The 24,613-nt window shown below is 73.2% G+C and carries 17 protein-coding genes; 7 read left to right on the top strand and 10 right to left on the bottom strand.

The annotated features are described in order from the left end of the window. Positions 1-392 precede the first annotated feature (392 nt). The gene (locus OG509_RS02110) at positions 393-830 is read left to right on the top strand and encodes a VOC family protein (protein WP_406179560.1); all 438 of its coding nucleotides are present in this window, start codon (positions 393-395) and stop codon (positions 828-830) included. 161 nt (positions 831-991) lie between these two features. Here OG509_RS02110 and OG509_RS02105 read toward each other — a convergent pair whose 3' ends face one another. Continuing rightward, positions 992-1,591, bottom strand: coding sequence for a TetR/AcrR family transcriptional regulator (locus tag OG509_RS02105; protein ID WP_406179558.1), 600 nt, complete (start codon positions 1,589-1,591; stop codon positions 992-994). Positions 1,592-1,877: 286 nt separating this feature from the next. Between OG509_RS02105 and OG509_RS02100 the strand changes: the two genes are divergently transcribed. From OG509_RS02100 to OG509_RS02090, 3 genes are all read left to right on the top strand, one after another. Next, positions 1,878-2,027, top strand: coding sequence for a hypothetical protein (locus OG509_RS02100; RefSeq protein WP_406179556.1), 150 nt, complete (start codon positions 1,878-1,880; stop codon positions 2,025-2,027). Positions 2,028-2,526: 499 nt separating this feature from the next. Continuing rightward, positions 2,527-2,997, top strand: coding sequence for a hypothetical protein (locus OG509_RS02095; protein ID WP_406179554.1), 471 nt, complete (start codon positions 2,527-2,529; stop codon positions 2,995-2,997). A gap of 468 nt (positions 2,998-3,465) precedes the next feature. Then, complete coding sequence (locus OG509_RS02090; protein ID WP_406179552.1) at positions 3,466-5,280, top strand: IPT/TIG domain-containing protein; 1,815 nt, start codon at positions 3,466-3,468, stop codon at positions 5,278-5,280. 92 nt (positions 5,281-5,372) lie between these two features. Here the strand turns inward: OG509_RS02090 and OG509_RS02085 are convergent, their stop codons facing one another. Continuing rightward, positions 5,373-6,485 (bottom strand): C40 family peptidase, encoded by a 1,113-nt coding sequence (locus OG509_RS02085; protein ID WP_406179551.1) that lies wholly within the window; start codon positions 6,483-6,485, stop codon positions 5,373-5,375. 206 nt (positions 6,486-6,691) lie between these two features. Here OG509_RS02085 and OG509_RS02080 point away from each other — a divergent pair, with 206 nt between their 5' ends. Continuing rightward, positions 6,692-8,560 (top strand): caspase domain-containing protein, encoded by a 1,869-nt coding sequence (locus OG509_RS02080; protein WP_406179550.1) that lies wholly within the window; start codon positions 6,692-6,694, stop codon positions 8,558-8,560. 33 nt (positions 8,561-8,593) lie between these two features. Here OG509_RS02080 and OG509_RS02075 read toward each other — a convergent pair whose 3' ends face one another. The 8 genes from OG509_RS02075 to OG509_RS02040 form a co-directional block, all read right to left on the bottom strand. Further along, on the bottom strand, positions 8,594-12,601 hold the full coding sequence (locus OG509_RS02075) for a CHAT domain-containing protein (RefSeq protein WP_406179548.1): 4,008 nt from the start codon (positions 12,599-12,601) through the stop codon (positions 8,594-8,596). Between the two features lie 15 nt (positions 12,602-12,616). Next, entirely contained in the window at positions 12,617-13,270 is a 654-nt protein-coding gene (locus OG509_RS02070) for an RES family NAD+ phosphorylase (RefSeq protein ID WP_406179546.1), read from the bottom strand. A 3-nt stretch (positions 13,271-13,273) separates the two neighbouring features. Continuing rightward, positions 13,274-13,939, bottom strand: a complete 666-nt coding sequence (locus tag OG509_RS02065) for a hypothetical protein (RefSeq protein ID WP_406179544.1) — start codon at positions 13,937-13,939, stop codon at positions 13,274-13,276. After that, positions 13,936-15,042, bottom strand: coding sequence for a hypothetical protein (locus OG509_RS02060; RefSeq protein WP_406179542.1), 1,107 nt, complete (start codon positions 15,040-15,042; stop codon positions 13,936-13,938). Before OG509_RS02060 ends, OG509_RS02065 begins: the two co-directional genes overlap by 4 nt. A gap of 175 nt (positions 15,043-15,217) precedes the next feature. Then, positions 15,218-19,624, bottom strand: a complete 4,407-nt coding sequence (locus tag OG509_RS02055; protein ID WP_406179541.1) for a hypothetical protein — start codon at positions 19,622-19,624, stop codon at positions 15,218-15,220. Between the two features lie 51 nt (positions 19,625-19,675). Next, positions 19,676-20,698 (bottom strand): hypothetical protein, encoded by a 1,023-nt coding sequence (locus tag OG509_RS02050; protein ID WP_406179539.1) that lies wholly within the window; start codon positions 20,696-20,698, stop codon positions 19,676-19,678. A gap of 21 nt (positions 20,699-20,719) precedes the next feature. Next, entirely contained in the window at positions 20,720-21,211 is a 492-nt protein-coding gene (locus OG509_RS02045; RefSeq protein WP_406179538.1) for a hypothetical protein, read from the bottom strand. A gap of 179 nt (positions 21,212-21,390) precedes the next feature. Next, positions 21,391-22,407: a peptidoglycan-binding protein gene (locus OG509_RS02040; protein ID WP_406179536.1), complete on the bottom strand. Its 1,017-nt coding sequence runs from the start codon at positions 22,405-22,407 to the stop codon at positions 21,391-21,393. A 344-nt stretch (positions 22,408-22,751) separates the two neighbouring features. On the opposite strand from OG509_RS02040, the gene OG509_RS02035 reads away from it, so the two are divergent. Together OG509_RS02035 and OG509_RS02030 are read left to right on the top strand one after the other, a co-directional pair. Then, entirely contained in the window at positions 22,752-23,234 is a 483-nt protein-coding gene (locus OG509_RS02035; protein WP_406179534.1) for a hypothetical protein, read from the top strand. Positions 23,235-23,431: 197 nt separating this feature from the next. Further along, on the top strand, positions 23,432-24,397 hold the full coding sequence (locus OG509_RS02030) for an amidohydrolase family protein (protein WP_406179532.1): 966 nt from the start codon (positions 23,432-23,434) through the stop codon (positions 24,395-24,397). The last annotated feature ends 216 nt before the right edge of the window (positions 24,398-24,613 follow it).

Raw genomic sequence — 24,613 nt, 5'->3', positions numbered from 1 at the left:
GCTCTCGGAGACAAAGCCACAGGATGCTGCAGCTCCTTGTTCCGGGCGCCAAGGCCAGCCGGCGTCTGACCACGCAGGAGGAGGCCCAGCGTGCCCGAAGCCTCAGGCGTCACGAATCAAACCCTGCTCGTGAGCGAACTGATCCTTGTCGGCGGTGTTCGGCAGGACCCGGAGGCGAGCGCACTGCTGTGGCTTGTGCCGCTGCCTTTGTGCGTCGTCCGTTCCGCTCGGTCGATTTGCCTGCGGGACGACTCGACGGTTGGCCTGCCAAGTCTCTTCGTCGTCGGCCAGGTCGTGGAAGCAATCGGCTCAAGGCCCGGCAGGCCATGCGGTCCGTAGGCTGCGTCCGTGCCGGAAGTACCTGATCGGCCCGGATCGGTAGCATGCAACGCATGGCCATCAAACTTGAGAACGTCGGCATCGCTGTTCGCGACCTCGAAGCAACGATCTCCTTCTTCACCGACCTCGGCCTCACGGTCGTCGGCCGTGACACGGTCAGTGGTGAGTGGACCGACACCGCCGTCGGCCTTGATGGCAATCACGCCAACATCGCGATGCTCCAGACGCCAGACGGGCACGGTCGCCTTGAGCTCTTCGAGTACATCCACCCCGAAGCGATCGAGACGGAGCCCACTCGTCCCAACGAGATTGGCATGCATCGCGTCGCCTTCTCAGTCGACGACATCGACAAAGCACTTGAGGCAGCCGCAAAGCACGGATGCCGTCCGCTTCGCGGTGTGGCGACCTACGAGGACGTTTACAAGCTCGCGTACGTCCGCGGTCCCAGCGGCATCATTGTGATGCTCGCCGAGGAGCTGAAGAAGAACTGACCGCTGATCGGGTCAATCGCTGTGGAGTCGGACGGTGGCTTCGACGGCGGTCCGCACCGCTGCACCGAACGTGGTGCGGATGGCAGACAGGGGGACGGCCGCGTGCCGCTCTCCCGTTGGCAAGCCGAGGACCTGATCCCGGCGGCACGGCACGCTGTCCTTCATTCCTGACCGGTGTCCTCGTCCGTCGCCTTGAGGGCTACGGCAGAACCCTGTGAACCCTGTGTCAGCGCGCCGGCGCGGGCAGCGGCGAGCGTGATCCGCACGGCCTGGTCAGCGGTGTCCTCCCCGACCGGATCGGCGCTGACAAGCAACCGGTAGTAGATCGGAGCGGCCAGCGTTTTCAACAGCTCGGCCGGATCCGTTCCTGCCGGGACCTCGCCCCGCTCGATGGCGCGGGCGACCACGGGGGCAGCCCGCCGGAACCGGTCGGCCAAGACCCGCCGCTGCCCCTCGGCGATCTCTGGCAGTCGGCGGGCATCGGAGAACATCGCGGTCTGCACCGCCCTGCCCACCGGGCCCGTCATGCTCTGCACGAGCGCACGCGCGATTGTTTGCAGGTCGGTCTCAAGGGCGCCGGTGTCCGGAGTGGGGATGTCGGTGGCGAAATGCTCGGAGAGCGCGTCGACGACCAGGCTCTCGCGGTCCTTCCAGCGCCGGTAGAGCGTCGTCTTGTGTACCCCGGCCCGCTGAGCCACGCCCTCGACGGTCAGTTCGGCGTATCCCCGGTCCACCAACTCGGCGAGGGTGGCGGCGCGCACCGCCGCCTGTGCCTTGCGGCCTCGCCCGACCGGGCGGACGGGTCCGGAGGAACCCAACTCCATTGCAACTCCTAGTTGCGTTAGCGGGCGGCTGTGTGTCAGGCTCCAGCCTATCGCAACTGATGGTTGCGTTATGTCGGGTCCCTGTCCAGCTGCCCGCCGGACGCCCTCACCCACGAGACGAGGAGCGCCTCCTTGACCTGGCCGTTCTTACTCCCGTACGCGCCTTCGGTGACGGCTGGACCGTGACCGGCTCGATCTGCTGGTCAACGACGCAGGCGTGGCGATGGTGCCGTTTCCCCGTACCGCCGCCGGCCTCGAGTCGCCGTTCGGGATCAACCACCCGGGCACCTTCGCCCTGACCGGACCGACGCGGCCCGATCCGCTCGCCTCGCCCGATCCGTGGGTCGTCACCGTCGGCAGTGAAGGCCGGTGATTCGCCCGCTTCGACCTGACCGGCGGCGCCAACGGCAACTGCCCTACACGCCAAGCAGCGTTGACTCGGCTGCTCCGTGCCCGCCGGGCGGCTGCAGCTACGCGGCGAGCCTGTCCTGCGCAACCGGGAGGGCGTCATCCATGACCACCACCACCCGACGATGCCGCATGCCCCGCCCAAGAGTCCTCATGGCCAGCCCAGTTGAACTCGGAAGAGGTTCACCCCGAACTCAGATTCACCCCGCGCACGTTCGTAAGGCAGACCAGTGAACGGAAGGACGGTGAAAGCCTGTTCCTGACCTGCTCGGTACGGCGCCGGGCCGCCGAGAACTTCGCCGCCACCTTCGACCGCGGAACCCGCGCCATCGTCCCAACGACCCGTGGGCCCCGCAGAGCTCGCATGTGCCGTTCCAGCCCTTGCCGCGACCGGTCCGCGCGACCCGTCGCGCCTCCTCCCGCGCGTGAGCAGTACCTCGACCCCGGACAGGAACCCCGCCCCCGTGAACCGCACACCCAACGTCGTCACCCTCGCCTCCCTCGACACTCATCGCCTGATCGTCACTCTTCCGAACCACGGCCCCGCCGACGTCCGCTCGAACCTCCCGCGCGCCACGGCCGCCGCCATGCTGCGCCGACTCGCCGACGAGCTCGACACCGAGCAGCTTCTCGCCGCCCTGCCCGGGGAAGCGTTCGCCACCCTCACCCAGCAGCTCACCCGCCGCCACCACCCCGCCGAGGCCGCGCGGCTCGCCGCCACCGCCCTCGCCCACCACACCCGCGAGCTCGCCGGCATGCTCGACGCCGCCCTCGACCGGGGCATCCCCGCCCAAGCCCCCTCGGTCGGTCGGCATTTGGTCTCGATACTGCGCAGCCACGCCGTCGATATCGACAGCCCGCCCCAGACCGCCATCGATGTGCTCGACCTCGCCGCCGCCCGCCGCTCCCGCCTTACCCGCCGCACGCAGCGATGAGCAGTCGGCGCGGTCGAGCCGTCATCACGGCTGTCATGGAGTGAGCAGGCCAGGGGTGCTGGGCCGCGGTGACCGGGTCGGCGAGCACGACAAGGCGCCGGTCGTGCCCGGCTGCGGGGTCGGCGGCGGGGACCTGCGGCGGGCTCGGGGAACAGCGGCGTCGGGGCGGAACTTCGCATCGTAAACGCCCCCGTCCCCTCGGTCGGCGTTTTCGGTGAGGCCGGCGGAATGATCTGGAGTTTCGCCCGCGTCCCGGCTCAGCGGCTGCGATGCTTCCGCCGGTGTCACAGGGCCCCCGCCCCCGCGAGGGGTTCGGTGATACCGGCGAACGTCGGCGGCCCCGTGTGCGGGACGGCGCTCCGGTTCGTCGTGCCGGAGCGTCCGGCCGCGGCTTCCCAGGAGTCTTCGCCTCCGGCCGCCGCCGGGCGCAGCTGAGAGGGGGAGGCTTCGATGTCATCGACTGCTGTGGTGAGCGGACCGAGATCCTGGTGGCGCCACCAGCTGCTGGCAGTGGCCGCGTCGTCCGTACTGACCGCGGGCAGCCTGGCGGTTCTGGCGGTTCCGGCGGCGGCGGAAGGGGTGTGCGCCGCCGAGGTCTTGGCGGATGCCGTCACCACGGTCACCTGCACGGCGGGTGGTTCGGGAAGCCTCACCGTGCCCGACGGCGTGTCCAGCGCCGTGGTCACCCTCGACGGCGCCGGAGGTGGGAACGCCTTCGACGGGACACCGGGCGGCAAGGGCGCGCACCTCGTGGCGACCGTCCCCGTGACTGCCGGGCAGACGTTCAACGTCACCGTCGGCCGCCGCGGCGCCAACGCCACTGCGAACCCGCAGTTCGGCGCGTCCGGGTTCGGCGGCGCCCTCGTCGCGGTCACCACGGCCTCCAACACCCCCTTGCTGACGGCTGGTTCGGGCGGCGGCGCGGGCGGAGCGGGCATCGGTTCCCCGGCGTACCCGGGAGCGGCCGGCGGTGACAGCGGCAGCGCGGGCACCGACGGCCACGGCCTGGTCCCGGACGCGCAGGGTGGCACGGGCGGAGGCCCGGGCACCGACACCGCGGGCGGGGCGGCGGGGACGGGAGGGCAGGGCGCGGACAACGAGGGCGCGAACGGCTCGCCCGGCGCCTACCCGAACGGCTCCGGCGGCGCCGCCGCGCAGGGCGTCTTCAATCCGGCCGGCGCCGGCGGGCGCGGCGGAGCGGGCTACGGCGGCGGAGGCCGGGGCGGTGCCGGCGGCCGGTACGGAACCACAGGTGGCGGAGGCGGTGGCGGAGGCGGCGGATCCAGCCTGGTCTCTGGCACGGTCCCCGGCTCACCGGTCATCCTGACCGACGGGGCCAACGCCGCGGACGGCAGGATCGTGTTCGCCTTCCACCGCGACGCGCCCACGGTCACCGGCATCAGCCCGGACACCGGAATCGCGGCGGGCGGTACGGCGGTCACGGTCACCGGCACCGATCTGGCGGGCGCCGTCATCACCTTCGGCGCGGGCAACCCCGCCACCGGTGTCTCCTGCACCCCGACCTCCTGCACCGCCACCGCACCGGCCGGGACCGGGACGGTGGACGTACAAGCCTCCACGCCCGCCGGCACCAGTGCCACGTCCCCCGCCGTCCGGTATCGCTACCTTCCCGTACCCGTGGTGACCTCGCTCAGCCCCTCCGCGGGCCCGACCGACGGCGGGACCGTCGTCACGGTCACCGGCACCGGTCTGAGCGGCGCCACCTCGCTGACCTTCGGCCCCGGCAACCCGGCCGGCGCCCTGTCCTGCACCGCAGCCACCTGCACGGCCACCGCACCCGCGCACGCCGCCGGCCCCGTCGACGTGCAGGTCACCACGCCGGGCGGGACCAGCGCCGTGGTCGGCGCGGGCCGGTACACCTACCAGCTCCCGCCCGCCGACATCGACGTGGACCTGGCCGCGCAGCCGGGCCTCAGCCTCCTCGTCCCGTACCTCACCTACACCCTGACCGCCCACAACACCGGCCCCGGTACGGTCACTTCGGCCACGCTCACCGCGACCCTGCCGCAGGGCTCCTCCGCCACCGCGCTGTCCCCGGGGTGCACCGCCATGGGGGCCACCGTGACCTGCGGCTACGGCACCATCGCTGCCGGCGCCGCTTCGGCCAAGACGTTCCGGGTACCGCTGAGCCTGCTCTCGCTGGGCCGCGTCTCGGTCACCGCCACCCGTACGGTGTCCGCTCCGTCCGACCCCAACCCGCTCAACGACAGCGCGACCGCCACCTGCACGGTCGTCTCCATCCTCCTGGCCACCTGCCCCTGACCCCCGGAACGGCACCCGCCTTCAGGACCGGCCCCGGTCCCGCGAGCCCACCGGCCCGCGGGGCCGCGCCGTGCGGCAGTGGCGTACGTGGATCAGCGGGTGAGGAAGCGGGTGGCGCCCACGTAGACGCGGCCGGTGGAGCCGATGGGCTCCTCCCTGACCGGGTCACCGGTGCGAGGCGAGTTGATCATCATGGGTTCGCCGTTCCTCGTGCCCGAATAGATGCCGACGTGGGTGACCTCGGTGCCGGTGGCGGGGCGGAAGGCGACGATGTCGCCGGGCCTGAGGTCCTCCGTACCGGTGATCCGCACCCCCGCGGCCGAGCCGGCGGGTACCTGCCCGCCGCCCGCCTCGAACTGCGGCTGGGCGTCCCGGGGGATCGTCAGGCCGAGGGCGGAGTAGACCTGGCCGGTGAGACCGGAGCAGTCGTAGCCGAATCCGGACGTGCCCGACCACAGGTAGGGCAGACCCATGAAGGCGCGTGCGGCGGCGACCACGTCCGCGCCGCTCGGTGCGGCCGGCACCCTCGCCATGTCGTCAGCCCGGAAGAACAGCCGGCCACCGCTGGGGGAGTAGGCGGCGACGACCCCGGGCAGCGGACCGGCCTTCACCGGGAAGGAGGTGTTGTACGAGTACTCGCCCACCTGCCCGGATCCGCGGTCGGCAAGCGCGGCCTGGGCGGTGGCGAAGCCCCGGGCCGTGGGGCGGGCAACGCGTTCCTCGTGCGTACCGCCGGGCGGGCGCCGGTGCTCCGAGGTCAGTTGCCGGTCGGGAATCCAGCCGGGGTAGGCGCCCCGTCCGGCCTCGTCCCTGGGGGTGGGCTGGCCGTGCACCCATACGTGGTCCCAGAGCAGACCGCCCTGCCACTCGGTGCGGTCGACGGTCACCGCCACGCCGTGGAGAGCCTGCGTCTCCCCGGCGACCTCACGCCGCTCGTCCAGGGACATGGTGGTCAACCAGCCGCGGATGTCCGCGGGATTGGTGGTCGCCGGAGCGTCCACGGGCCGGACCTGTTCGGGAGTCACCCAGACCTGAGCGACCGTCACGTCGACGTAGCAGGTCGGGGCGCCGTCGCAGGCACGTGGCGCGGCGGACGCGGAGGCGCGGGCCGGGGCGGCGGGAGCCGCGGGGACTGCGGTGGCCGGAGTGGCGAGGGCGAGGAGCATTGCGGCGGTGGCCGTAAGGACGGTCTTCACGGAGTTCATGCGTCGATCCTGTCCAGGGCAGCGCGCCTGCGAACCCCTCTCGCCCGGTCGGCCCCCGCCGGTCGTGGGGTCGACTCGCCGATCGACTTGCTGCCGTCAACCGGCCCCCGGCGAAATGGATTTGAGCCACTCCTGCCCCGCAGCCGCCCCCGATGCGACCGGATTCCGGCCAGTGGCCGCCCACCCCGCCGGATCACACTGGGGCCATGGAGACGGTGTACGCCCTGCTCGTGGGCATCAACGAGTACCCAGCCGCGATGCGTGCCGCTCTGCGCGGCTGTCTGAACGACGTGGCCGGTGCCCGCGCCATGCTGGAGGCGGCGGCCCCGGGCCGGGTCCGTGCCCGTGTCCTCACCGACGGCGCGGCCACGGCCGCCGCCGTGGAGGAGGGGATCCTCGGTCACCTGGGGCGGGCCGGCGCCGGGGACACGGCGCTGCTGTGGTTCTCGGGGCACGGTACGGAGTACCCGGCGCTCACCCCGCAGGAGCTGCTGCTGGAGCCGACCGGCCGCTGCCAGGCGCTGGTGTGCGCGGACGGGCCGCTGCCGGACAAACGGCTGGGCGCGCTGCTCGACGGGGCGGCGGCGGGCGGTGCCCGGGTGGTGGCGGTGCTGGACTGCTGCTTCTCGGGCGGCGCCAGCCGCGAGGAGGAGGGGGCCGTGCCCCGTGTGCTGCCGCCGCTGCCGCAGTGGCGGCCGGCCGTCGGCGCGCGGGACCTGAGCGGGCCGGCCCGGCCGCCGGGCCACGTCCTGTTGGCGGCGAGCCGGAGCGGTCAGCCCTCGTACGAGCGGCCCGTCGAGGGGCCCGACGGGCCGCGTACGCAGGGCGTCTTCTCGTACGCCCTGACCCGCGCGCTGCGCCGGGCCGCGCCCGGGGCCACTGTCCGGGAGCTGCTCGCGGAGGCGGACGCGGGGGTGCGCCGGCTGGTGGCGGGGCAGCAGCCGGTGCTGTTCCCGGCCGAGCCCGGGGGGCCCGCGGACCGGCCGCTGCTGGCCGGCACGGCCCGGCGGCCGAGCCCGTACCTGCTGCGCGAGGGGCCGGAGGGCTGGGAGGTGGACTGCGGGCGCGTGCACGGCCTGACCGGTGGCGCGGGTACGGAGTTCACGGCGGCGGGCGGCCCCGTCCGGGCCACGGCGGTGCGGGCGGACCGGACGCTGGTCGCTCCCGACGGCTGGGTTCCGGAACCGGGGTCGGTGCACGCGGTGGCCCTGACGGCCCTGGCGCTGCCCCCGGCTGCGGTGCTCCTCGACGGGGAGGGGGCCGGGACGGTCCCGCTGCCCGAGTCGCCGCTGCTGCGCGAGGTGGCGGCCGGTTCGGCGGAGGAGGCCGCAGCGGGGCTGCTGCTGCGGGTCGAGGTGCGGGGCGCGCGGGCACGGGTGCTGCGCCGAGACGGATCGCCGTACGTGCCGCCGCTGCCACTGGCCACGGAGGCGGACGCGGTGCGGCTGGGCGACTGCCTGACCCGGCTGGTCCACTGGCACCGGATCCGCGACCTCAGCTCCGGCCTGTCGCCCCTGAGCGGGCATGTCAGGGTGGAGGTGCTGCCCTGGGAGGCCCGCGACGGCGAGCCGCTGCGGCCCGACGGGAACGGGGAGGTCGTCCTTTCGTACGCCGGCCGGCGCGAGCCGTGGGTCACCGTGCGGCTGCGCAACACCGGGCCCCGGCCGCTGTGGTGCGTACTGGTCAGCCTCGACGACCGGTTCGGCGCCGGGACCGGCCTGTTCCCGGGCGAGTTCATCGGCCCGGGCATGACCGGCCACGCCCTGGAGGGGCAGCCGCTGCGGCTGGTGCTGCCCGCGTCCCGGCCGGTGCGTCCGGGGGCCTCGGTACGGGACTGGCTGACGCTGGTGGTGGCCGAGGGGGAGCTGAACACGGTGCCGTTCCACCTGAGCCGCTGGGAGCCGGACGCCGATGCCGTACGAGCCGCCGCGCCCCGGCGCGCGCCGGCGGACGGCCTGCTGCGGCTGGCCGGACCCGGGCGGTCCACCGGGGGCCGGGACCTGCTGCCGGCGGACCCCTTCGGCCCGGGGCAGTGGGCGGCGAGCACCCTGGCCCTGCGCACGGTGGTCCCGTAGGCCGTGTCTTACGGACCAGGCCGGATCAGTCCCTCACTGCCCCAGGTGGGTGAAACCGGCCCAGGCGGAGAGGTCGTGCGGGTCCAGATGGGCGAGCCGGGCCGCCAGCGCGGGCGGCATGCCTTCGGGGGCGGTCCGGTCCGGGGCCAGCATCCACAGCTGGGCCCGGCGCAGCGCCCGGGCCGGCGGCTCCTGTTCGCGGCGCAGGTAGTGGTGGGTCAGGAACATCAGGACGGAGGTCGCGTCGTCCGGTACCGGCCACAGGGAGCCGATGACCGAGCGGCTGCCGGCCACGAGGAAGGCGGAGGAGAGGCTGTAGGCCTCGTTGAGCCCGCGCCCCGAGACCTGGCTGCGGCATGCGGCGAGCACGACGAGGCCGAGCGGCCCGTGCGCGGCCCCGGTCAGTTCCTCGGCGGTCAGCACACCGCCCTTGAGGGCGAGGTAGGAGCTGCGGGGCCGGTTCTCCTCGACCGTGCCGTGACAGGCGAGGTGCAGGACGGCGCCGCCGTCGGCGCGTTCGCGCAGCCACTGGGCGACCTCGCCGGGCGTGCCGTCGCCGCTGCGCAGGCCCAGGTGCTCGCCGGCCGGGTAGAAGGCGCGCCGGACGGCGTCGGCTTCCTCGCCCGCGTACGGCAGGTCGCCCGTGGGGTCGCCGACGACCAGCGCGGTGCCGGTGTGCGGGACGGCGGGGCGGGCCGCCACCTCGCAGAGCAGGCGCGCGGAGGCCGCGTACGAGATCTCCGCGTCCTGGAGGGCGTACCGTCGGCCCGTGCTCCCTTCGGAGAACGCGGCGTGCCAGGGTACGAGCCCGAGCGGGCCCATCGGTACGAGGACCAGCCGAGGTACCCAGCCGGGCCGGCCGGGGACTCCGAGGTGGCCGAGCAGCGGGCGCAGCGCGGCCCGCCAGGCCCAGGAGCAGAGCCGGTCGAGCCGGTCCCGCAGTGGCGGGTCCGGGGCCGGGTCCGGGCGGGCGGGGCCGTGGCCGGGGACGGGTTCGATGTCGCGGGGCGCGGTGCCCCGGCCGGGGCGGTACCCGCGCAGGGGGCCCGCGTCCGCCCGCAGGTCCGGCAGGCGCACCCCGCGGACGTCCCCGCGGGAGGTGACGACGACGGCGGTGCCGGGGCATTCGGCGGTGGCGGCCACCAGGTAGACGAGGGCGTCCTTGCCCTGCGCGCGCAAGGCCGCGCCGATCTCTTCGGGGGAGGGCGGGTCCAGCAGCAGGGTGCGGGCTTCGGTGAGGGCGCGGACCACGCGGCGGCGCAGGTCGCCCGGCGCGGAGTCGGGGTCGTCCGCGGCGCCGGCGGCGTGCCACTCGGCGGCCAGGGCGTCCTGGCCGGCGGCGGTGAGCAGTTCGGGGACGGAGCGGCTGGTGGTGGCGGCGTGCAGGACCAGTCCGCGGCAGGCGTCGAGGGCCTGGAGGGCGTCCTGCGCGGCCCGGTCGGCCGCGCACCAGCCGACGACCTCCTCGGAGAGGTCGGTTGCCAGCCGGGCGGCCTCGGCCGCGTCCTGGGTGCCGGACTGGAGCAGCGCGGAGCACACGAAGCCGCGCATGGCCTCCAGCCCCAGGCGGCGGCCGTGTTCGCGGTCGCGGCGGGCCGGTTCCGAGCGGAGCCGGTAGGCCTGCGCGAGGGAGTGGACGGCGATGGCCCACAGCCGGTGCTCGGGGCCGCCCATCGCCCCGACGGCCCCTTCGAGGAGGCTGATGGCCCGCTCCAGGTCACGGGCCCGCTGCGGGGAGCGCGCCCGTTCCTCGGCCAGGACCAGGGCGCAGTACACGGAGCCGGCCTCGGAGGTGAAGCGGATCCAGGTCTCGCCGCCCGGCTCGCTGAGTCGGACGGCTTCCTCGCTGAGAGCGAGGGTCTCGCGGATCCGGGGCAGGTCGGCCGTGACCAGGGCGTCCTGCTTCCAGGCCAGGGCCATGCCACCGATCACCCCGGCGCGGTGCCCGCGGGGCAGTTTCGCCGCCAGGCGCCGCAGTTCGGCTGTCGACGGCCGTCCTGCGGGCACCTGCAGAAGGGGGACTCCGAGGCGGCCCGCGAGGTTGTTGCGGGACATCCGCGCGGTCTCCAGGATGGCCCAGGCCTCGATCCAGCCCGGGTCGTCGGCCTCGCCTTCGGCCTCCCCTTCGGCGACGATCCGAGCCACCTCTGCCACATGCCGGTCCGCGTCGGCCAGGTCGCCCCGTTTGGCGGCGATGCCCGCCCGTGCCCCCGCCTGGTGGAGGCGCAGCAGACGGTCCACCCTGGGGGACGGGCCCAGGGCGGACCGCAGCCGCTCCCAGTCGGCCTGGTCGGGGACCACCCCGCTGGTGATCCCGTGCAGTTGCGCGAGCATGCCCGAGGCGATGGTGGCGCCGTGCGTCACCCAGGGGCTGTCGTTGCCCGCCCGAGTGGCCTCCGCGAAGTGTTCGACCGCCTCGGCGAGCCGGGCGGCGTTGTCGTTCAGCATGCCCTGGGCGAGGCGGTGGTTGCCCAGGACCGCGTACCCGTGGCCGCGCCAGGCGGGGTTCTCGTCCGCGTACGCGAGGACGGCTCCGGTCAGTTCGGCATCGCGCCCGGGACCGATCCGTTCACCGCCGGGGTCCAGGACCACCATGTTCTGCAGGAGGTGCGCCGCGAGCTCGGCCCGCTCGGCTCCGGGCGCCGTCGCACGCCAGATGTCGAACAGCTCCGAGAAGCGCCGGTCCCAGGCCGCGCGGGCCGGTGAGCCCTCGCCGTACAGGATCTCGTCGAAGGTGAAGTCCGGTGACTCGCCGTCCCCGTAGCGCTCCCGGAAGTCCCGGTAGATGCGCATGATCTCCTCGGCGGACAGGGTGTCGGACCGGGCGTTCCCCTGGCGGCGCCGCGCCTCGGAAACCATCAGGAGGAGCAGGTCGCGTACGTCGGAGGGGAGTTCCTCACCGTCCAGGGCCAACTGTCCGGCGCGTTCCATCACGCTCAGGCGCGCCGGGTCCTGGTCCATCTCGTACCGCAGGTGCTGGGCGGTGGCCAGGGCCAGGGCCGTGGGCGTGACCTTTCCCTCGGTGGGCTCCCACCGGTCCACGGCCCGGGTCAGCAGGGCGATGGCGAGGTCGAGGGCCTGGGGGTCGAGTCCCTGCTGGACGCGGGTGAGGAGGAACCGGCCGAACCGGTCGAGGTAGAACCAGGGCAGCTCGTCGATGTCCGCCTCGGAGGTCAGCAGAGCGGTCAGCTCGGCAGCGGCCCGGTCGCCCTCCGCCCGCTCGGACCAGGTCGCGGCGATCGACGCGCGGGCGAAGGCCGCCCGCAATCGTGCCTCCCGTTCCCATGAGGGGTGGCTGCCGCCCGCCTCGGCCAGCGCGCGCAGGATCTCGTCCCGGGCCTCCTCCAGTACGGCTCGGTCGGCCGTGTGGTAGCCCTGGAGTACGAGGGACGTTGCGCGCGACAGGCGGGCCAGCGGGAGGTCCCGTTCCCTGTCGCCGGCCGCCAGTACCCGGGCGTAGTAGTCGGCGGAGCGGGTGTAGGAGGCGGTGTCGCCGGTGGCGAGGGCGTGACGCTGCCAGAGGAAGCCGAGGGCCTCCAGGAGGTCCGCGTCCTCGCCGTCCGTGTCGTCGAGTGCGGCCAGGCCCCACCGCAGGGCCTCGTCGAGGAGGGCGGGCTCGTCGGGCTCGTCCATGACGCGGCGTTTGGTGATGTAGGCGAGGAGCCACCGGGCGAGCACGGCCGTCCCGTCGTGTTCGGCCTCCTCGGACAGTTCCGGCAGACCCTGTGCGAGCAGGGTGTGGATCTCGGCCGCCAGTTCCGGGCCGGGCTGCTCGTCGTGGCGCAGGCCGAGGAGGTGTCCGTACATGATCCGGCGCAGCGGCCAGGCCGGGCCTTCGGCCCGGCGGCGGAAGGCGTGGGCGAACGCCTCGACGGCGCGGTCCCGGTCCTCGCGGTCGGCCTGCTCCACGTACAGCCGGTAGCTCAGTTCACCGGCCTGCCCGCACAGTTCCCGCGCCTCGGCGCTGCCGGCGGGGACCGCGGTGAGCGCGGCCATGACCTCGTCGCGGGCGGCTCTCAGGGGGTGCGCGGCAGCGGGCACGGGTCCTCCATGGGCTCAGGGCGCGAGGCGCGCGTGGTAGGGCAGGAGGATCCGGTCGAGCCAGTGGCGGCCTTCGGGCGTCGTGAAGTCGACCGGATCCTCGCCGGTGGGTGCCAGGACGGCGGGCGGGCAGCGGTCGGCGAAGAGGACCAGGGCCCGCTCGCCCGGCTCCCGTTTGGAGGACCACAGGAAGCCTTGTGCCCACGGGTCGGTGTGTCGGCGTATCCAGTGCGCCCAGTCGCGGGTGTACGGGTAGTCGCGGGCCTCCGCCTGCACCAGCCAGCCGTCCTGGTGGACGGCGGCCAGGTCCTGCCCCGTGACCAGGGCGACGACGTCGAGGGACTCCGTCAGGCGCAGCTCGGAGAGCAGGCGGCCGGTGACGGCCACCCGGGGCACCAGCCGGGCCGCGCCCGACGGGTCGAAGGGCAGTGAGTGCAGGACGCTCTCGCTGACGGCGGCCTGCGGGGTGAGCCCCGCGTAGAGGTAGCCGTACCGGTCGCAGGAGGTGGAGTCGAAGCGGCCGCCGCCGTAGAGGCAGTGGGCGGGCACGGGGTTGAAGGAGCTTCCGGGCCGGCGCGCGGAGTGCACCCGGTAGAGCGGGGTGCCGGCGGCGAGGGTCACCTTGGCGGGGGTGCCGGCCGGCTCGGCGGGCGGCCGGTAGTTGGGCACGGGCTACTCCCCTTCGGCGAGGAACGCGGCGGTACCGGCGAGCCGTTGCTCGTCGGGGGTGTCCAGCAGGGCGACGGGGGCCGGGTACCCGGCCAGCCAGGCGTTCGGTGAGAGCCACCAGTCGGCGGCGCCCCAGGGGTCCTCGTCCGCGCCCAACAGGAGATTGACCTCGCGGACGGCCGGGCGGACCCGTCCGCCGGCGGTGAACTGGAAGGCGGGCAGTCGGATCAGCCCGCCGGGGGCGGGCAGCCGGATCAGGTACGGGGCGTACGGGTCGCTGCCGGCTTCGAGGACTTCGGCGTCTCCGAGGGCGGGGGCGGCGAGAAGACGGTCGCGGACCTCCCCGAGGACAGGCCCGGCCATGCGGTGCCCGTCGAGGACGAGGACGGCCAGGTCATCGGCGGTGAAGCCGAGATGGTCGGCGGCGGGGGCATCGGGGGCATCGGGGGCGGCGGTGAGCCGGCTCTCGCCGGGGAACCGGTCCGGCAGCCGCTCCTCCAGCAGCCGGGCGGCGAGCAGTGCGGCGCGCCGTCGGGCGGCTGCGCCTGTCTCCGTGCGCAACGTGGTGAGGAGGAGAGCGAGTCGGCGCAGGGCGGCGGGGTCCAGGCGGGGGCGCAGCTCGTCCCAGTCGGCGGCCGCGGCGGCCAGCCGCGCGTACGGGTCGGTCATGTCCGGCTTCCCTCCGGAGTCGTGAGCAACTCCACCACAAGGTCGGCGCGTTCGGGCCTGCGCACCAGGAGGTGGACGTCCCAGTCGCCGCCGCGGGCCAGCTCGGCTTCGACGGCGGCCCAGACGGCGGCGAGGCTGTCGGCGGGGGCGAGGCCGCCACGGCCGGCGCCCATCAGGGGCAGGCATACGGAGGTCCGGCCGGGGCCGCCGCCCGCCAGCAGGGCGAAGACGCGGGTGACGGCGCGGGTGACGTCCGCCGGCAGGACGTCGTAGTCGTTGGTGCCGGGGCGGGGTACCGCCACGGCGGCGTGGTGGATATGGCGGATACCCTGCTCTTCGAGGGCCCCGGCGCCGGTCACGGCGACCGTGCCGGGCGCCACGGGGAGTCCTCGCGGGGCGTACCGGTCCGTCCAGGCCCGCAGTTCGTCACGGATGCGGTCCTCGACGATCCGGCCGGCCGGATCCCGTACGGCGCCCGCGCGGCGCAGGGAGGCCGCGACGGAGGACTTGTAGGGCTCGGGCAGGGCGAAGTGGGTGTTCGAGGGCGAGACGACCACGTCGATGTCGCGCAGCAGGTCGGCGGGGTGCACGTGCAGGGTGAGCCGGTGCTCGCGGCCGCCCGCGCGGACGGTGACCGGGCGGTGGCTGGGGGCCAGTTGACGGCTCGTCCCGCCGAGTACGGGCGGACGGCCGGCGCCGTCGCCGGGTAAGGAGCCTGCGGCGGCGCGTACGAGCTGTTCGGCCACCTGCCCGAGCACCATCAGCTCCTGGTGTTTGCGGAAGCGCTCCACGCTGACCCCGTACACCTGGGCGGCCCGCCTGCGCCGGTCGGCTGGGGGCCAGTCCCGGGTGCCGCGCGCGAGGCCGAGGCTGTACTCGGCGGCTTCCTGGAGGGTGCCCCCGCCCATGGCGGCGACTGCGGTGCGCAACAGCCGCTCGACGGCGGGGAAGTGCGGCTCTCCCGAGCCGGCCTCCCCCGGACCGGCCGACATGCCGCTGAGTACCGGGAGCCGGAGCTCACGCAGTCGGACGATCCCGGCCCGCCGCACTTCCCTCACCTCCGCGAGGACCTCCCCGTAATCCGGCAGTTGTGTGGGCGACATGGCGGAAGGATCGCACCGCCCGCGCGCCCCGTACAAGCCGGAACCGGCCCTCTTCTCCCATGGTGCGGACGGGCCCGGTCGCAGCCGGGTCGCCCGCTGGTCGTGGCCGGTCGGATCCGGGTCGGCGGGGGGTGTGCCGGGGGAGACGTCCCCCGGCACACCCCCCGCCGGTCGGCTACGGCAGGTCGCAGCTCGTGGGGCTGCAGTTGGCGAAGCCGGGCACGTCGAGGAAGTAGGCGTCCCCGTCGTGCAGGCGCATGGCCGTCGTGAAGCGGCCGATCTCACCTCCCGCGCCGGTGTTCTGGAGCAGCGGGATGCTTCCGCGGCCGCACGGCTCCTGCCAGGTCGGCAAGTTGAAGTTGGGGTCGTACTTCAGCTGCCAGCGGTTCCCGGACTTCTCGGCGTAGAACTGCGCGCATTCCTTCCCGGACGTGAGCGTGCTGCCGCCGCTCTCCCGCGACTTCGCGAACGGGTACTCGTCGCACGACGGTTTGTCGGCCGTGCCCGTCGGATGCGGGACGAACGTGCTGTCGCAGATCTTGTCCCTGTTCTTCTGCGCCGCCGTCTCGTCGGCCAGGCGGTGCAGCGGGCTGTTGTACTTCTTGCTGCCGGGATGGCTCTTCAGCTTCTCCATCAGCAGCCAGTACAGGGCGTTCGCCGCCGGACGCTTGGCCGTGTTGAGCGTCCGGGTGGGGACGTACCGGTTGAAGACGCAGCCGGGCTTGGTCTGCGGCACTTCCTCATTGCCCATGATCACGTCGCAGCGCACCGCGGCGTCCGGATCCGACCAGTTCAAGATGCCGGTGTCGGGCGAGGACGGCGAGCGGAACGTGAACTGCCAGGACAGGTTCAGCTGGCTGACACCGGTCGTGCCGGTCCAGTACTGGGCGGCGCCGACAGTCGACGAGTGCTGGTCGACACCGGTCACCCAGGTCGGCGAACCGTTCCACAGCACCTTGCCGGTGGTGCAGGCGCCGGTGCACTTGGGCTCCCACTCCACCGTCACACTGGCGAGTGCCGGGTCCACCTTCAACGCGTTGATCGTGATGGTCTGGTCGATGCTGTTTTCGTCCTTGTACAGCTGGATGCGCTGTTCGATGTTCCAGAAGGCGCTTCCGACGGGCTTGCCGTTGTTCAGCAGCACCACCTCGATGGGCGTGGTGTTCGCGAAGCAGGCGAGGTAGCGGTTGAAGACGTTCTGCCGCAGCGGACACGACGCTCCGGCGCCCGGGGCAGCCGCGCCCGCCGCAGGCGGCGCCTGCGTGGGGCCCCCTTGTGCGGGCGCCGCCGCCGGCGCGCCTTGCCGTACGCACAGCGACTTGCCCGCCTTGGCCTTCTTCATCGCGTCCGCGCAGTTCTGCGGAGTCTCGGCGGCGGCGCTGCTCAGTGCCTTGGCCGCCCCGGGAAGCGTCGCCGACGTGAAGACGGGAGCGGACGCCGGATCCAGCGGCTGGACGTCGTAGTCGATGTCCGGCGCGTTCGGGTTGTCGTCCGGGAAGGAGATGGACGGCATGCCGGAGTAGTCGCCGGGGACGAAGGCGACGGCGTCGAACGCGATGTCGTCGCTGCCTTTCCCCTGGACGCTCCAGCTGCTCAGCCGGACCTCGGGAACGGACTGGTTGAATTGGTACGCGCCCAGCTCCACCCACCGGTTGGTCCCCTTCGCCCCTGCCAGCAGCTGGTTGAGCGGTGCGACACGTTGCCAGCCCTGCGTGGTCTTGACCTCGTACGTGGCCTCCTGGGTCTGGGCTCCGTGGTCGGGTAGATGGACGAGGACCTTGGCCTGGCCGCCGGGCATGGGCCTGCCGAGGTTCCACGTACCGGTGAGCTTCAGCCGCCGGCCCGTCTCGTCGTCCGCGCGCGTGTGCCCGAACCAGAAGTGGCCGCCGAATCCCGCCCCGAGCTGGTGCAGGTCGATCTGGGCGGACTCGGAGCCGAAGTCGAGGCTGAACGTGCCCGTGGTGGTGGGCACGGTGCAGTTGGGCCGGTGCACCGGGGTTCCGGCGGGGACGTCGTCGACGATCAGGGCATCGGCCGGAAGCCCCCCGGTACCGCAGTTGGGCGGGTACGCCGTACCGTCCGCCTCTTCCGGATAGGTGGCGTTGAACCGCAGGGTCTCGCTGCCGCACTCGCCGTTGGCGCAGTTCTTCCACGTCACGGGCTGATGCCACCAGCAGTAGAGGTCGTCACGGGTGCAGGCACCCTTGCCGGGATCGTTGCTGTCGTCCGGGCCGATCTTGGAGGGATCGCACTGGTTGTCCGCCGTGCAGAAGAGCCCCTCCGGCGGCTTGACCGTGGTGCGGTAGTAGTCGTTGTTCCACCAGGCCTGCCGGTACCCGGCGACCATTGTGCCCGGGGATTCCATCGCCGACAGCGGCCGGGCGGCCCAGCCCAGCACCTTCTCCTGGTACGGCCAGTCCTGCGGGTGCGCGGCGTCGGCGTAATTGTCTCCACCGCCTGCCGCCTGCAGGAAGGGCCTGCGGTTCGCCTTCCACAGCGGATTGGCCGGGTTGTTGGTGAACCCCACCCCCCAGGCGCCGTGGTTGTCGCCGGCCTTGGACTGGGGGTAGAAGCCGGAGTTGTACGCCCACAGGGCGAAGAACCAGTTCTCCAGGTATTTCGGATCCCCGTTGTTGACGACCAGCCCCGCGCGGCGGGTGTCGTTCCACTTGTCGGCGAGGATGTTCACGCCTGCGGCGATGTTGGCCGTGTAGTCGAGCGCCACGGCCTCCTGCCGGGTGACGCTCATCGCCGTCTCGCCCGTCTTCTCCTTCCCCGCGAGCCGCATGCCGTCGGTGACCTGCGTGACGCCGTAGCCGCAGTCGGCTTCGGCCCAGTTGATGCCCCAGGGGTCGACCTGCTGGCCGTTGGAGGCGTACTTGATGCCGTAGTAGTTCCCGATCAGCGCGTTGCCCGTGACCCCGGGGACCACCACGCGGGAGGCCTGCCACATGTTGGATTCCTGCGCGGTGATGCCGAGCATCACCTGGGCGGGGATGCGGCCGCCGCCGTCGAGGTCGTGGAGGGGGAAGAGGAATTGGGGCTGGTACGCCGCCATGCCCAGGTTCTTCCAGTTCGCGGGCCGGGAGATCCACTTGTTGAGGTTCCCGGTGATCGCCTGGTCCACGGCCCATTCGACCTGGCGCGGTTTGGGCTGTATCGCCTGCTTGGCGGGGTCGTTGCGGGCGACCGCGCAGTAGCGCTGGGCGTCGTCGAAGCCGCCGCCTGCCGCGGCACCGGCCGCCGCGACGCCGGCCGCGGCTGCCGGGGCCTGTCCCTTCGCGTGGGCCGCCGTGCCGGGGCCGGGGTCAGGACCGGGCAGCGCCGGCGAGCGCCGGGAGCCCTCGTCGGAGGTGCTCAGGGCATCGGCGTTCGGTCCGACCGTGAAGCCGTACGGCTTGCCCGTGGCCGCCGTCGCCAGGGTGACGGCCGTCGGCCGGCCCGGCGACGAGGTGGCCATGGCGTTTCCGTCGGCCCAGGCCGTCCTGGTGACGAGGGACTCGCCCCGGGTCGTGGCCACGGAGTCCGCCGGGGCGTCTGGTCGCAGGTGCACCGTGGCCGGCAGTGTCGCGGCCGACTTCGCCTTGCCCGTGACGTACACGTGCCCGGTGGCACTGGACGTGAGGTCCATCCCCGTCAGTTCACCGGTGGCCAGCAGCTGCGGCTCGGCCGTCGCCGCCGCGGCGGGCAGGGCGGGCGCTGCCGCCGTGAAGGGGACGCGGCTCACGGTCGCCGGGCCGGTCGCCGCGACGCGCAGCACCCGGCCGGTCGAGCCCGCCTTCTGGCCCCGGTCCATGTAGACGACGCCGCCCTGCGCGTCTGGCTTGAGCAGGAAGGGGATCGCCTGTGTACGGGCGATCTGGGTGCGGTTGCCGTCGGCGGTGATCCGTACCAGGCGGTTGGCGTCCGCCGCGACGATCGCGTCGCCCACCGGAACGGCGGATGTGACCTGCCCGGCCAGTTCCAGGGGCCGGGCCGCGGTACCGGTCGCGGCGTCGACGGTGATCAGGCGGGTGGCATTGCGGCTCTCGTCGCCGGCCTGGGTGAAGACGGCCTTCTCGCCGGTGCCGCAGCCCGGAGAGAAGTACGCGAGCGACACCTGGTGGGCCAGTTTGGTGACCGCGCCCGTTTCGAGGTTCACGATGGCGGCGAAGGCTCCGCGCGCCATGAGATCCGGCTTGTTGGTGAACGTACGGGGCGCGTACGCGACGACGGCCCGCGTACCGGAGCCGGTGACGCAGGCGTTGCCTATCCAGGTGTCGGCGTCGAAGCCGGGCTCCGAGAGGGTGGCGGCCGTGCGCCATGCGTACCCGTCGCGTTTGACCGCCGTCAGGACGTGGAAGCCGGTGCCGTCGCCGCTGGTGGTCCAGGCACGGTCGGCCGACTTCTGCCAGCCCTTGCCCAGGACCTTGTCGCGGTCCGGGGCGGGTATGCGCATAGAGTCGGCGGCCGCCTTGGCCGAGGGCACCGGTGCGGGCGGGCCCGACTCCTGGGCCCGGGCCGTCGTATGGAGCAGCGCGCTGAGCGTGACCCCGGCGGCCAGGGCCGCGAGGGGCGCACGCGCTCTGCGGTGCAACTTCATCTCTCTCCTTCGGAGTTGATGTGGGCGCGCCGGGGCGATCGGACGCGTGGGTCAGCCCCGGGCCCCCGCGGCGGGGGCGCTGGGCTGCGGCGGACCCGCAGCGGCCAGCACCTGCGCGGCGACGGCCAGGGAACGGTCGAGAGCCTGCCGGTCGGCGTCCAGCGCGCCGCTGTGGCCGGCGATGGACTCCTGCTGGACGCGGACTTCCGCCGCGTGCCAGGTCTCGGCGACGTGTCCGGCGGTGCGGCAGCCCAGGTCCGCCAGGGCTGTGGTGGTCTCCAGCGAGGTCACGGTGTGATCGGGCCGCGGCCGGAAACGCGGGTCGTCGTTGGCGTCCATCGGCTTGGCGTAGGTGAAGCCCTTCTCCGCCATGCAGCGCGACCACCGCTCGAAGACCGCGCGGACTTCCGGGGTCTCGGCCGACTTCGGGTACGAGTCGCTGCTGAGCTGCCGGACCAGGGGCGACACGCCCCTGGTGGAGGTGTACAGCGTGCGGCGGGCCTCGCCGACACAACCGCCCTGCGGAATCGTCTTGCCGGCGAAGACGCCGTCGCGCACCCCCGGACTCGCCCTGGCCAGCAGATCGGGCGGGATGTCCCGTCCCATCAGCAGGACGTCGGTGTCCGGCGCCGACCGCGGCGTCCGCGAGGCCTCGCGCAGGGAGGCGTCGTAACGGGCCTGCTGGGCGGCGTCCGTCTGGTACCCGCGCAGGGAGGTCAGCGCCGGATCGTGGATGCCGTAGCGCCAGTCCATCAGGTTCCTCCCGCCGATCGGCGGGAGTTCGGGTTCGGGCGGCAGCCGCACGCCGAAGCCCGCCGCGCACTGCTGTACGAGGCCCTCCTCGGCGCGCGCCAGGGTCCGTTCCTCTGCCGGCGTGGGCGCGTACCGCATGAGGGGCAGCTCCCAGGTGGCGGGATCGGCCGCGCTCCCCGCGTCGGAGGGCGGTGGCGAGGCGGGCCGGGACACCGCAGGTCCGGCCCCGCCCCCAGCGCTGCCGGCCGTGCAGCCCGCCGCCCACACGGCTGCGAAGGCCAGGGCGACGGAGAGTCCGGCCCTGCGGTGGCTTCGTTGCATCGGTGCGGTCCCGTCCCCGGGTCAGCAGGCGTCGAAGTCGATGGACTTGTTGTTGTTCTTCGTCGCACCGAGATCGGCGCTGTTGTTGGGGTAGATGCGGTCGGTGGCGCCTCGGTAGCCGGAGTTGTAGTGGACCGTGGCGCAGTAGCCCCGGTACCAGTTGTAGACGGAGGCGGCGTTGTTGGCCACGTTCACGTAGGCACCGTTGCCCTTGTCGCAGAACTGCAGGGCGTACTCCTGGTTGCTGCTGCCGCCCATGCTGATCCGTGCCAGGTCGTAGACGTCATGGCCTATGTTGATCCAGGCGCCGCGGTTGTTGGAGTTGTAGTAAAAACGGAACCTGAATTCCTCGGACTGGTCCGCGCACTTCTCCATCGACTGGAGGGTGCCGGCATTGTCCGCGCCCACGGGATTTCCTTCGGCCGAGGCGGTCCCGATGGAGCAGAGGGAAGCGGCGGCGAGGGCTCCGGCGAACGCCAGCGAGCGCAGTCGAGCGGTGTGACGGGTGGTCAAGATGGTTCCCCCTGGGGTGGCCGAAGACCCGCATCCCGGGTCCGGCATCGGATCGTGGCTGGAGCTTGCCACGGAGGTCGATCATGCGAGGGTTCCCGACTGCCCAGTCACCCCTCGCCCGCGGTGAGCAGCCGCACAGTGTGCCAGGACAGCGGCCGGCCCCCGGCGGCGGCAAACGTTCAACAGATGGTCTGGGCGGTGGTGCTCCAGCGGTCCAGCAGGTTCCACGTGACCGGACCCACGATCCCGTCTACGTCGATGTCCATGCAGTCGCTGTCCTGAAACCTGATCACGGCGTTGTACGTCTGCTGCCCGAAGATCCCGTCGACGTCGAGGTTGCTCCAGCGCAGGGTGCGGTTCAGCTCGCACTGCAAGGCCTTGACCGCGGGGCCGCTGTCGCCGTACCGGAGCATCGGCTCGTCGGTGGAGTGTTGCCCGCAGACCGCTCCGGGACGGGCGGCGGAGGCGGCGGGTGCGGTGGCCAGGCCGAGTCCCGCGAACAGTACGGCGGTGCCGAGGGCGGTGAGCCTTCTACGCATCGGGGCTTGTTCTCCTGCGTGGTGAGGCCGTGGCGGCAGCCCGGCCATGACGAACCGCGAATGGGATGTGCGGCGGCAGTGAGGACTGTTCCACACCCGGAACGGCCCTACGCACCCCCGGCGGTCCCAGGGAAGAAGTCGGGCACTTCCCTGGGACGGGACACCCGTCCCAGGCCCGTGACCAGCACCGTCTCGCCCGAACCCGCCCCACCATGGGACACGCGCACCACCCCCGGGACCCCCGGACGTCGAGGCGTTGGCGCCGTCGGTGTCCACGGCGAGCTGGTACGGCACCTTGGTACCGCGGCCGTCGTCGATCCGGCCCTTGGACAGTACGCCCTGGGCGGTGCCCAGCGCGTCAACGGTGAGGAACACCTCCAGGGTGAGGTCGCCCGCGATGTCGAGGGCCCGCGAGTGCGGCACCTCGGCGTAGGTGCCGGCGCCGAAGCGCAGGGCCCACGACTGGCGGTAGCTCGCGGCGAAGTGGGTCTCTGGTATCGGATCATCACCGACTTCGGCATCGCGCACATGGCCGGACGCCACCACGGCGTTGACCCGGACCGGCACGGTGATGCGCACTCCCGCCTTCATGGCGCCCGAGCAACTGCTCGGACGGCCGCCGTCCTCGGCGAACGACCTGTGGGCCCTCGGAGCCACGCTCTACGCCGCCGTGGAGGGCGAAGCGCCGTTCAGCGGCGAGACGTTCAGCGCGCTGTGCATCGCGGTGGCGACCCAGGATCCGCGCCCGGCCCTGCGGGCCGGAGCGCTGGCGCCGCTGCCGGCCGCTCGCCTGACCAAGGAACCGGTTCAGCGGGCCACGGCCGAGATCGCCCTGGCCGAGCTGGAGCGGCTGGCGCACGGCAGCTGGTCCGGCCCCGCGGATGCCCCGGCTCCGCCGCTGGCATCCACCCCGACGATGACGGCTCCGGCGGCCGGTGCGCCCGCCTTCGTACCGGCTCCGGCTCCAGCTCCGGTCCCGGCACCGGCATTCGCCCCCGCCCTTGACCGAGCCGCGGGCGGCCGGAACGCCGCAGGCCGCCATTCCCGCGGTACCGCCGACCGCCGCCGCGGCGGTGGCTCCCGGGCCGTCGTCCTTGAGCCCGTCGTGGTCGAGCCCGTCGCGAGCCCGGCTGATCCGCTTCGGCGGCTGCTTCGCCCTGCTGCTGATCGGAACCCTGCTCCCGTGGAACTTCATGGAGCACTACCTCCGGGCTTTCAACATTCAGACCCTGCTCGTCCTGATCCTGTTCGCGCTGGGCCATGCCCTGCCCCGCCCCCGCTGGCGCCCCGCATGGGTCCTGCCCGTACTCGTCGTTGCCGACGCCGTCCAGTGGCTCTTCCTTCACCGACTCCTCGCCGTGGGGGTGGGCCTGACAGACCTGGGAACGTCCTGGAATCTCGGGCTGATCGCCACTGACATGCTGATCTTCGCCACCGGCGCCTGGCTCCTGTGGTGGAAGGTGCTGGGCAGCCGTCCAAAGTGACGTGACGGAACGGTATTCCGTGAGCGGCGCCGCCGTCAGCGCCACCGGACTGCCCCCGCGGCGACCGCGACGCCCTGGAGTTGACAGGCGAAGGCCGCGCCCCGAGGGCAGCCGCCCCGCGCGGCCTTATGGTCCACGCGAAGCCCGTCGAACGGCGAAGACTTCGCCGGACCCGTCCTCACGCCAGGAGCCTCCGCATGCCCGCACCCACCGGTCTGATCGACGTCCACCACCACGCCATCCCGCCCTTCTACGCCGAGGCCCTCGGCGACCGGAAGGCCATCCCCGGCGTGGACTACCCGACGTGGACCCCCGAGCAGAGCCTGGAGGTCATGGACGCCCACGGCATCGCCGCCGCCGTCCTGTCCATCACCGCCCCCGGTGTCACCTTCCTCGACGGCCCGGACGCCCCGAAGCTGGCCCGCCGCGTCAACGAGTACTTCGCCGACCTGGTACGCGAGCACCCCACCCGCTTCGGCGCCTTCGCGGTCCTGCCCCTCCCCGACGTGGCCGCCGCCCGCGAGGAGCTCCGCTACGCGCTCGACGAGCTGGGCCTGGACGGTGCCGGTGTCCTGACCTCGTACGGCCACCGCTACCTCGGCGACCCCGAGTTCGAGCCCCTCTTCGCGGAGATCGCCGAGCGCGGCGCGGCCGTCCACGTCCACCCGGCCGCCCCGCCCAGCCGCGACCTGGCCACCTTCGACCTGCCGGTCTCCCTCTACGAGTTCACCTTCGAGACCACCCGCACCGCAGCCAGCCTGCTCTTCAACGGCGTCCTCGACCGCCTGCCCGACCTGCGGATGATCCTCTCGCACGCCGGCGGCACCCTCCCCTTCCTGGCCCGCCGCCTCACCTTCGGCACCACCATCGGCGCGTACCTCAAGGACCGCGCCCCGGAGGACGTCATCGGCACCCTCGGCCGCCTCCACTACGACATCGCGATGTCCGCCAACGACTTCGCGCTCCCCGCCCTGACCCGCCTCACGGGCACGGACCACATCCTCTACGGCAGCGACTACCCCTTCATGCCCGCCGCCCACACCACCGAGAACACCAACGGTTTCGCCGAGTTCGACGGCTGGACCGAGGCCCAACGCGCCGAGATCGGCCGTACGAACGCCCTCCGCCTCCTGCCCACCCTGGCCGCCCGCCTCACCCCCTGAAAACCCGGGGAGCGGGCCCCTGCTCCGCCGCCGTCATCCGCGAAGTGCAGGGCGACAGCGGCGGAGTGTCCCCGGTTCAGGTCAGTGGGCGCCGCAGCTTCCGGGGCGGGTGCCCCGTCGGGGGTACGGGGCCCGGTGATCTGCGGCTGCGCCGTGTGGGCGCGACTGACCAGGAGCGTTGCCGCAGGCAGGCGGCGGCGGGGCCCGCGGGCCCCG

The sequence above is a fragment of the Streptomyces sp. NBC_01006 genome (genome assembly GCF_045162725.1).
In the GTDB taxonomy this organism is placed as follows: Bacteria; Actinomycetota; Actinomycetes; order Streptomycetales; family Streptomycetaceae; genus Streptomyces.
Note: the sequence above shows the minus strand (reverse complement) of the source record. Positions and strands in the feature narration are given on the sequence as shown.

Coding starts and splice junctions, on each gene's coding strand:
- OG509_RS02030 (WP_406179532.1), top strand. CDS start 23,432: ATGCCCGCACCCACCGGTCTGATCGACGTCCACCACCACGCCATCCCG.
- OG509_RS02085 (WP_406179551.1), bottom strand. CDS start 6,485: ATGAACTCCGTGAAGACCGTCCTTACGGCCACCGCCGCAATGCTCCTC.
- OG509_RS02055 (WP_406179541.1), bottom strand. CDS start 19,624: ATGAAGTTGCACCGCAGAGCGCGTGCGCCCCTCGCGGCCCTGGCCGCC.
- OG509_RS02100 (WP_406179556.1), top strand. CDS start 1,878: ATGGTGCCGTTTCCCCGTACCGCCGCCGGCCTCGAGTCGCCGTTCGGG.
- OG509_RS02110 (WP_406179560.1), top strand. CDS start 393: ATGGCCATCAAACTTGAGAACGTCGGCATCGCTGTTCGCGACCTCGAA.
- OG509_RS02080 (WP_406179550.1), top strand. CDS start 6,692: ATGGAGACGGTGTACGCCCTGCTCGTGGGCATCAACGAGTACCCAGCC.
- OG509_RS02065 (WP_406179544.1), bottom strand. CDS start 13,939: ATGACCGACCCGTACGCGCGGCTGGCCGCCGCGGCCGCCGACTGGGAC.
- OG509_RS02060 (WP_406179542.1), bottom strand. CDS start 15,042: ATGTCGCCCACACAACTGCCGGATTACGGGGAGGTCCTCGCGGAGGTG.
- OG509_RS02050 (WP_406179539.1), bottom strand. CDS start 20,698: ATGCAACGAAGCCACCGCAGGGCCGGACTCTCCGTCGCCCTGGCCTTC.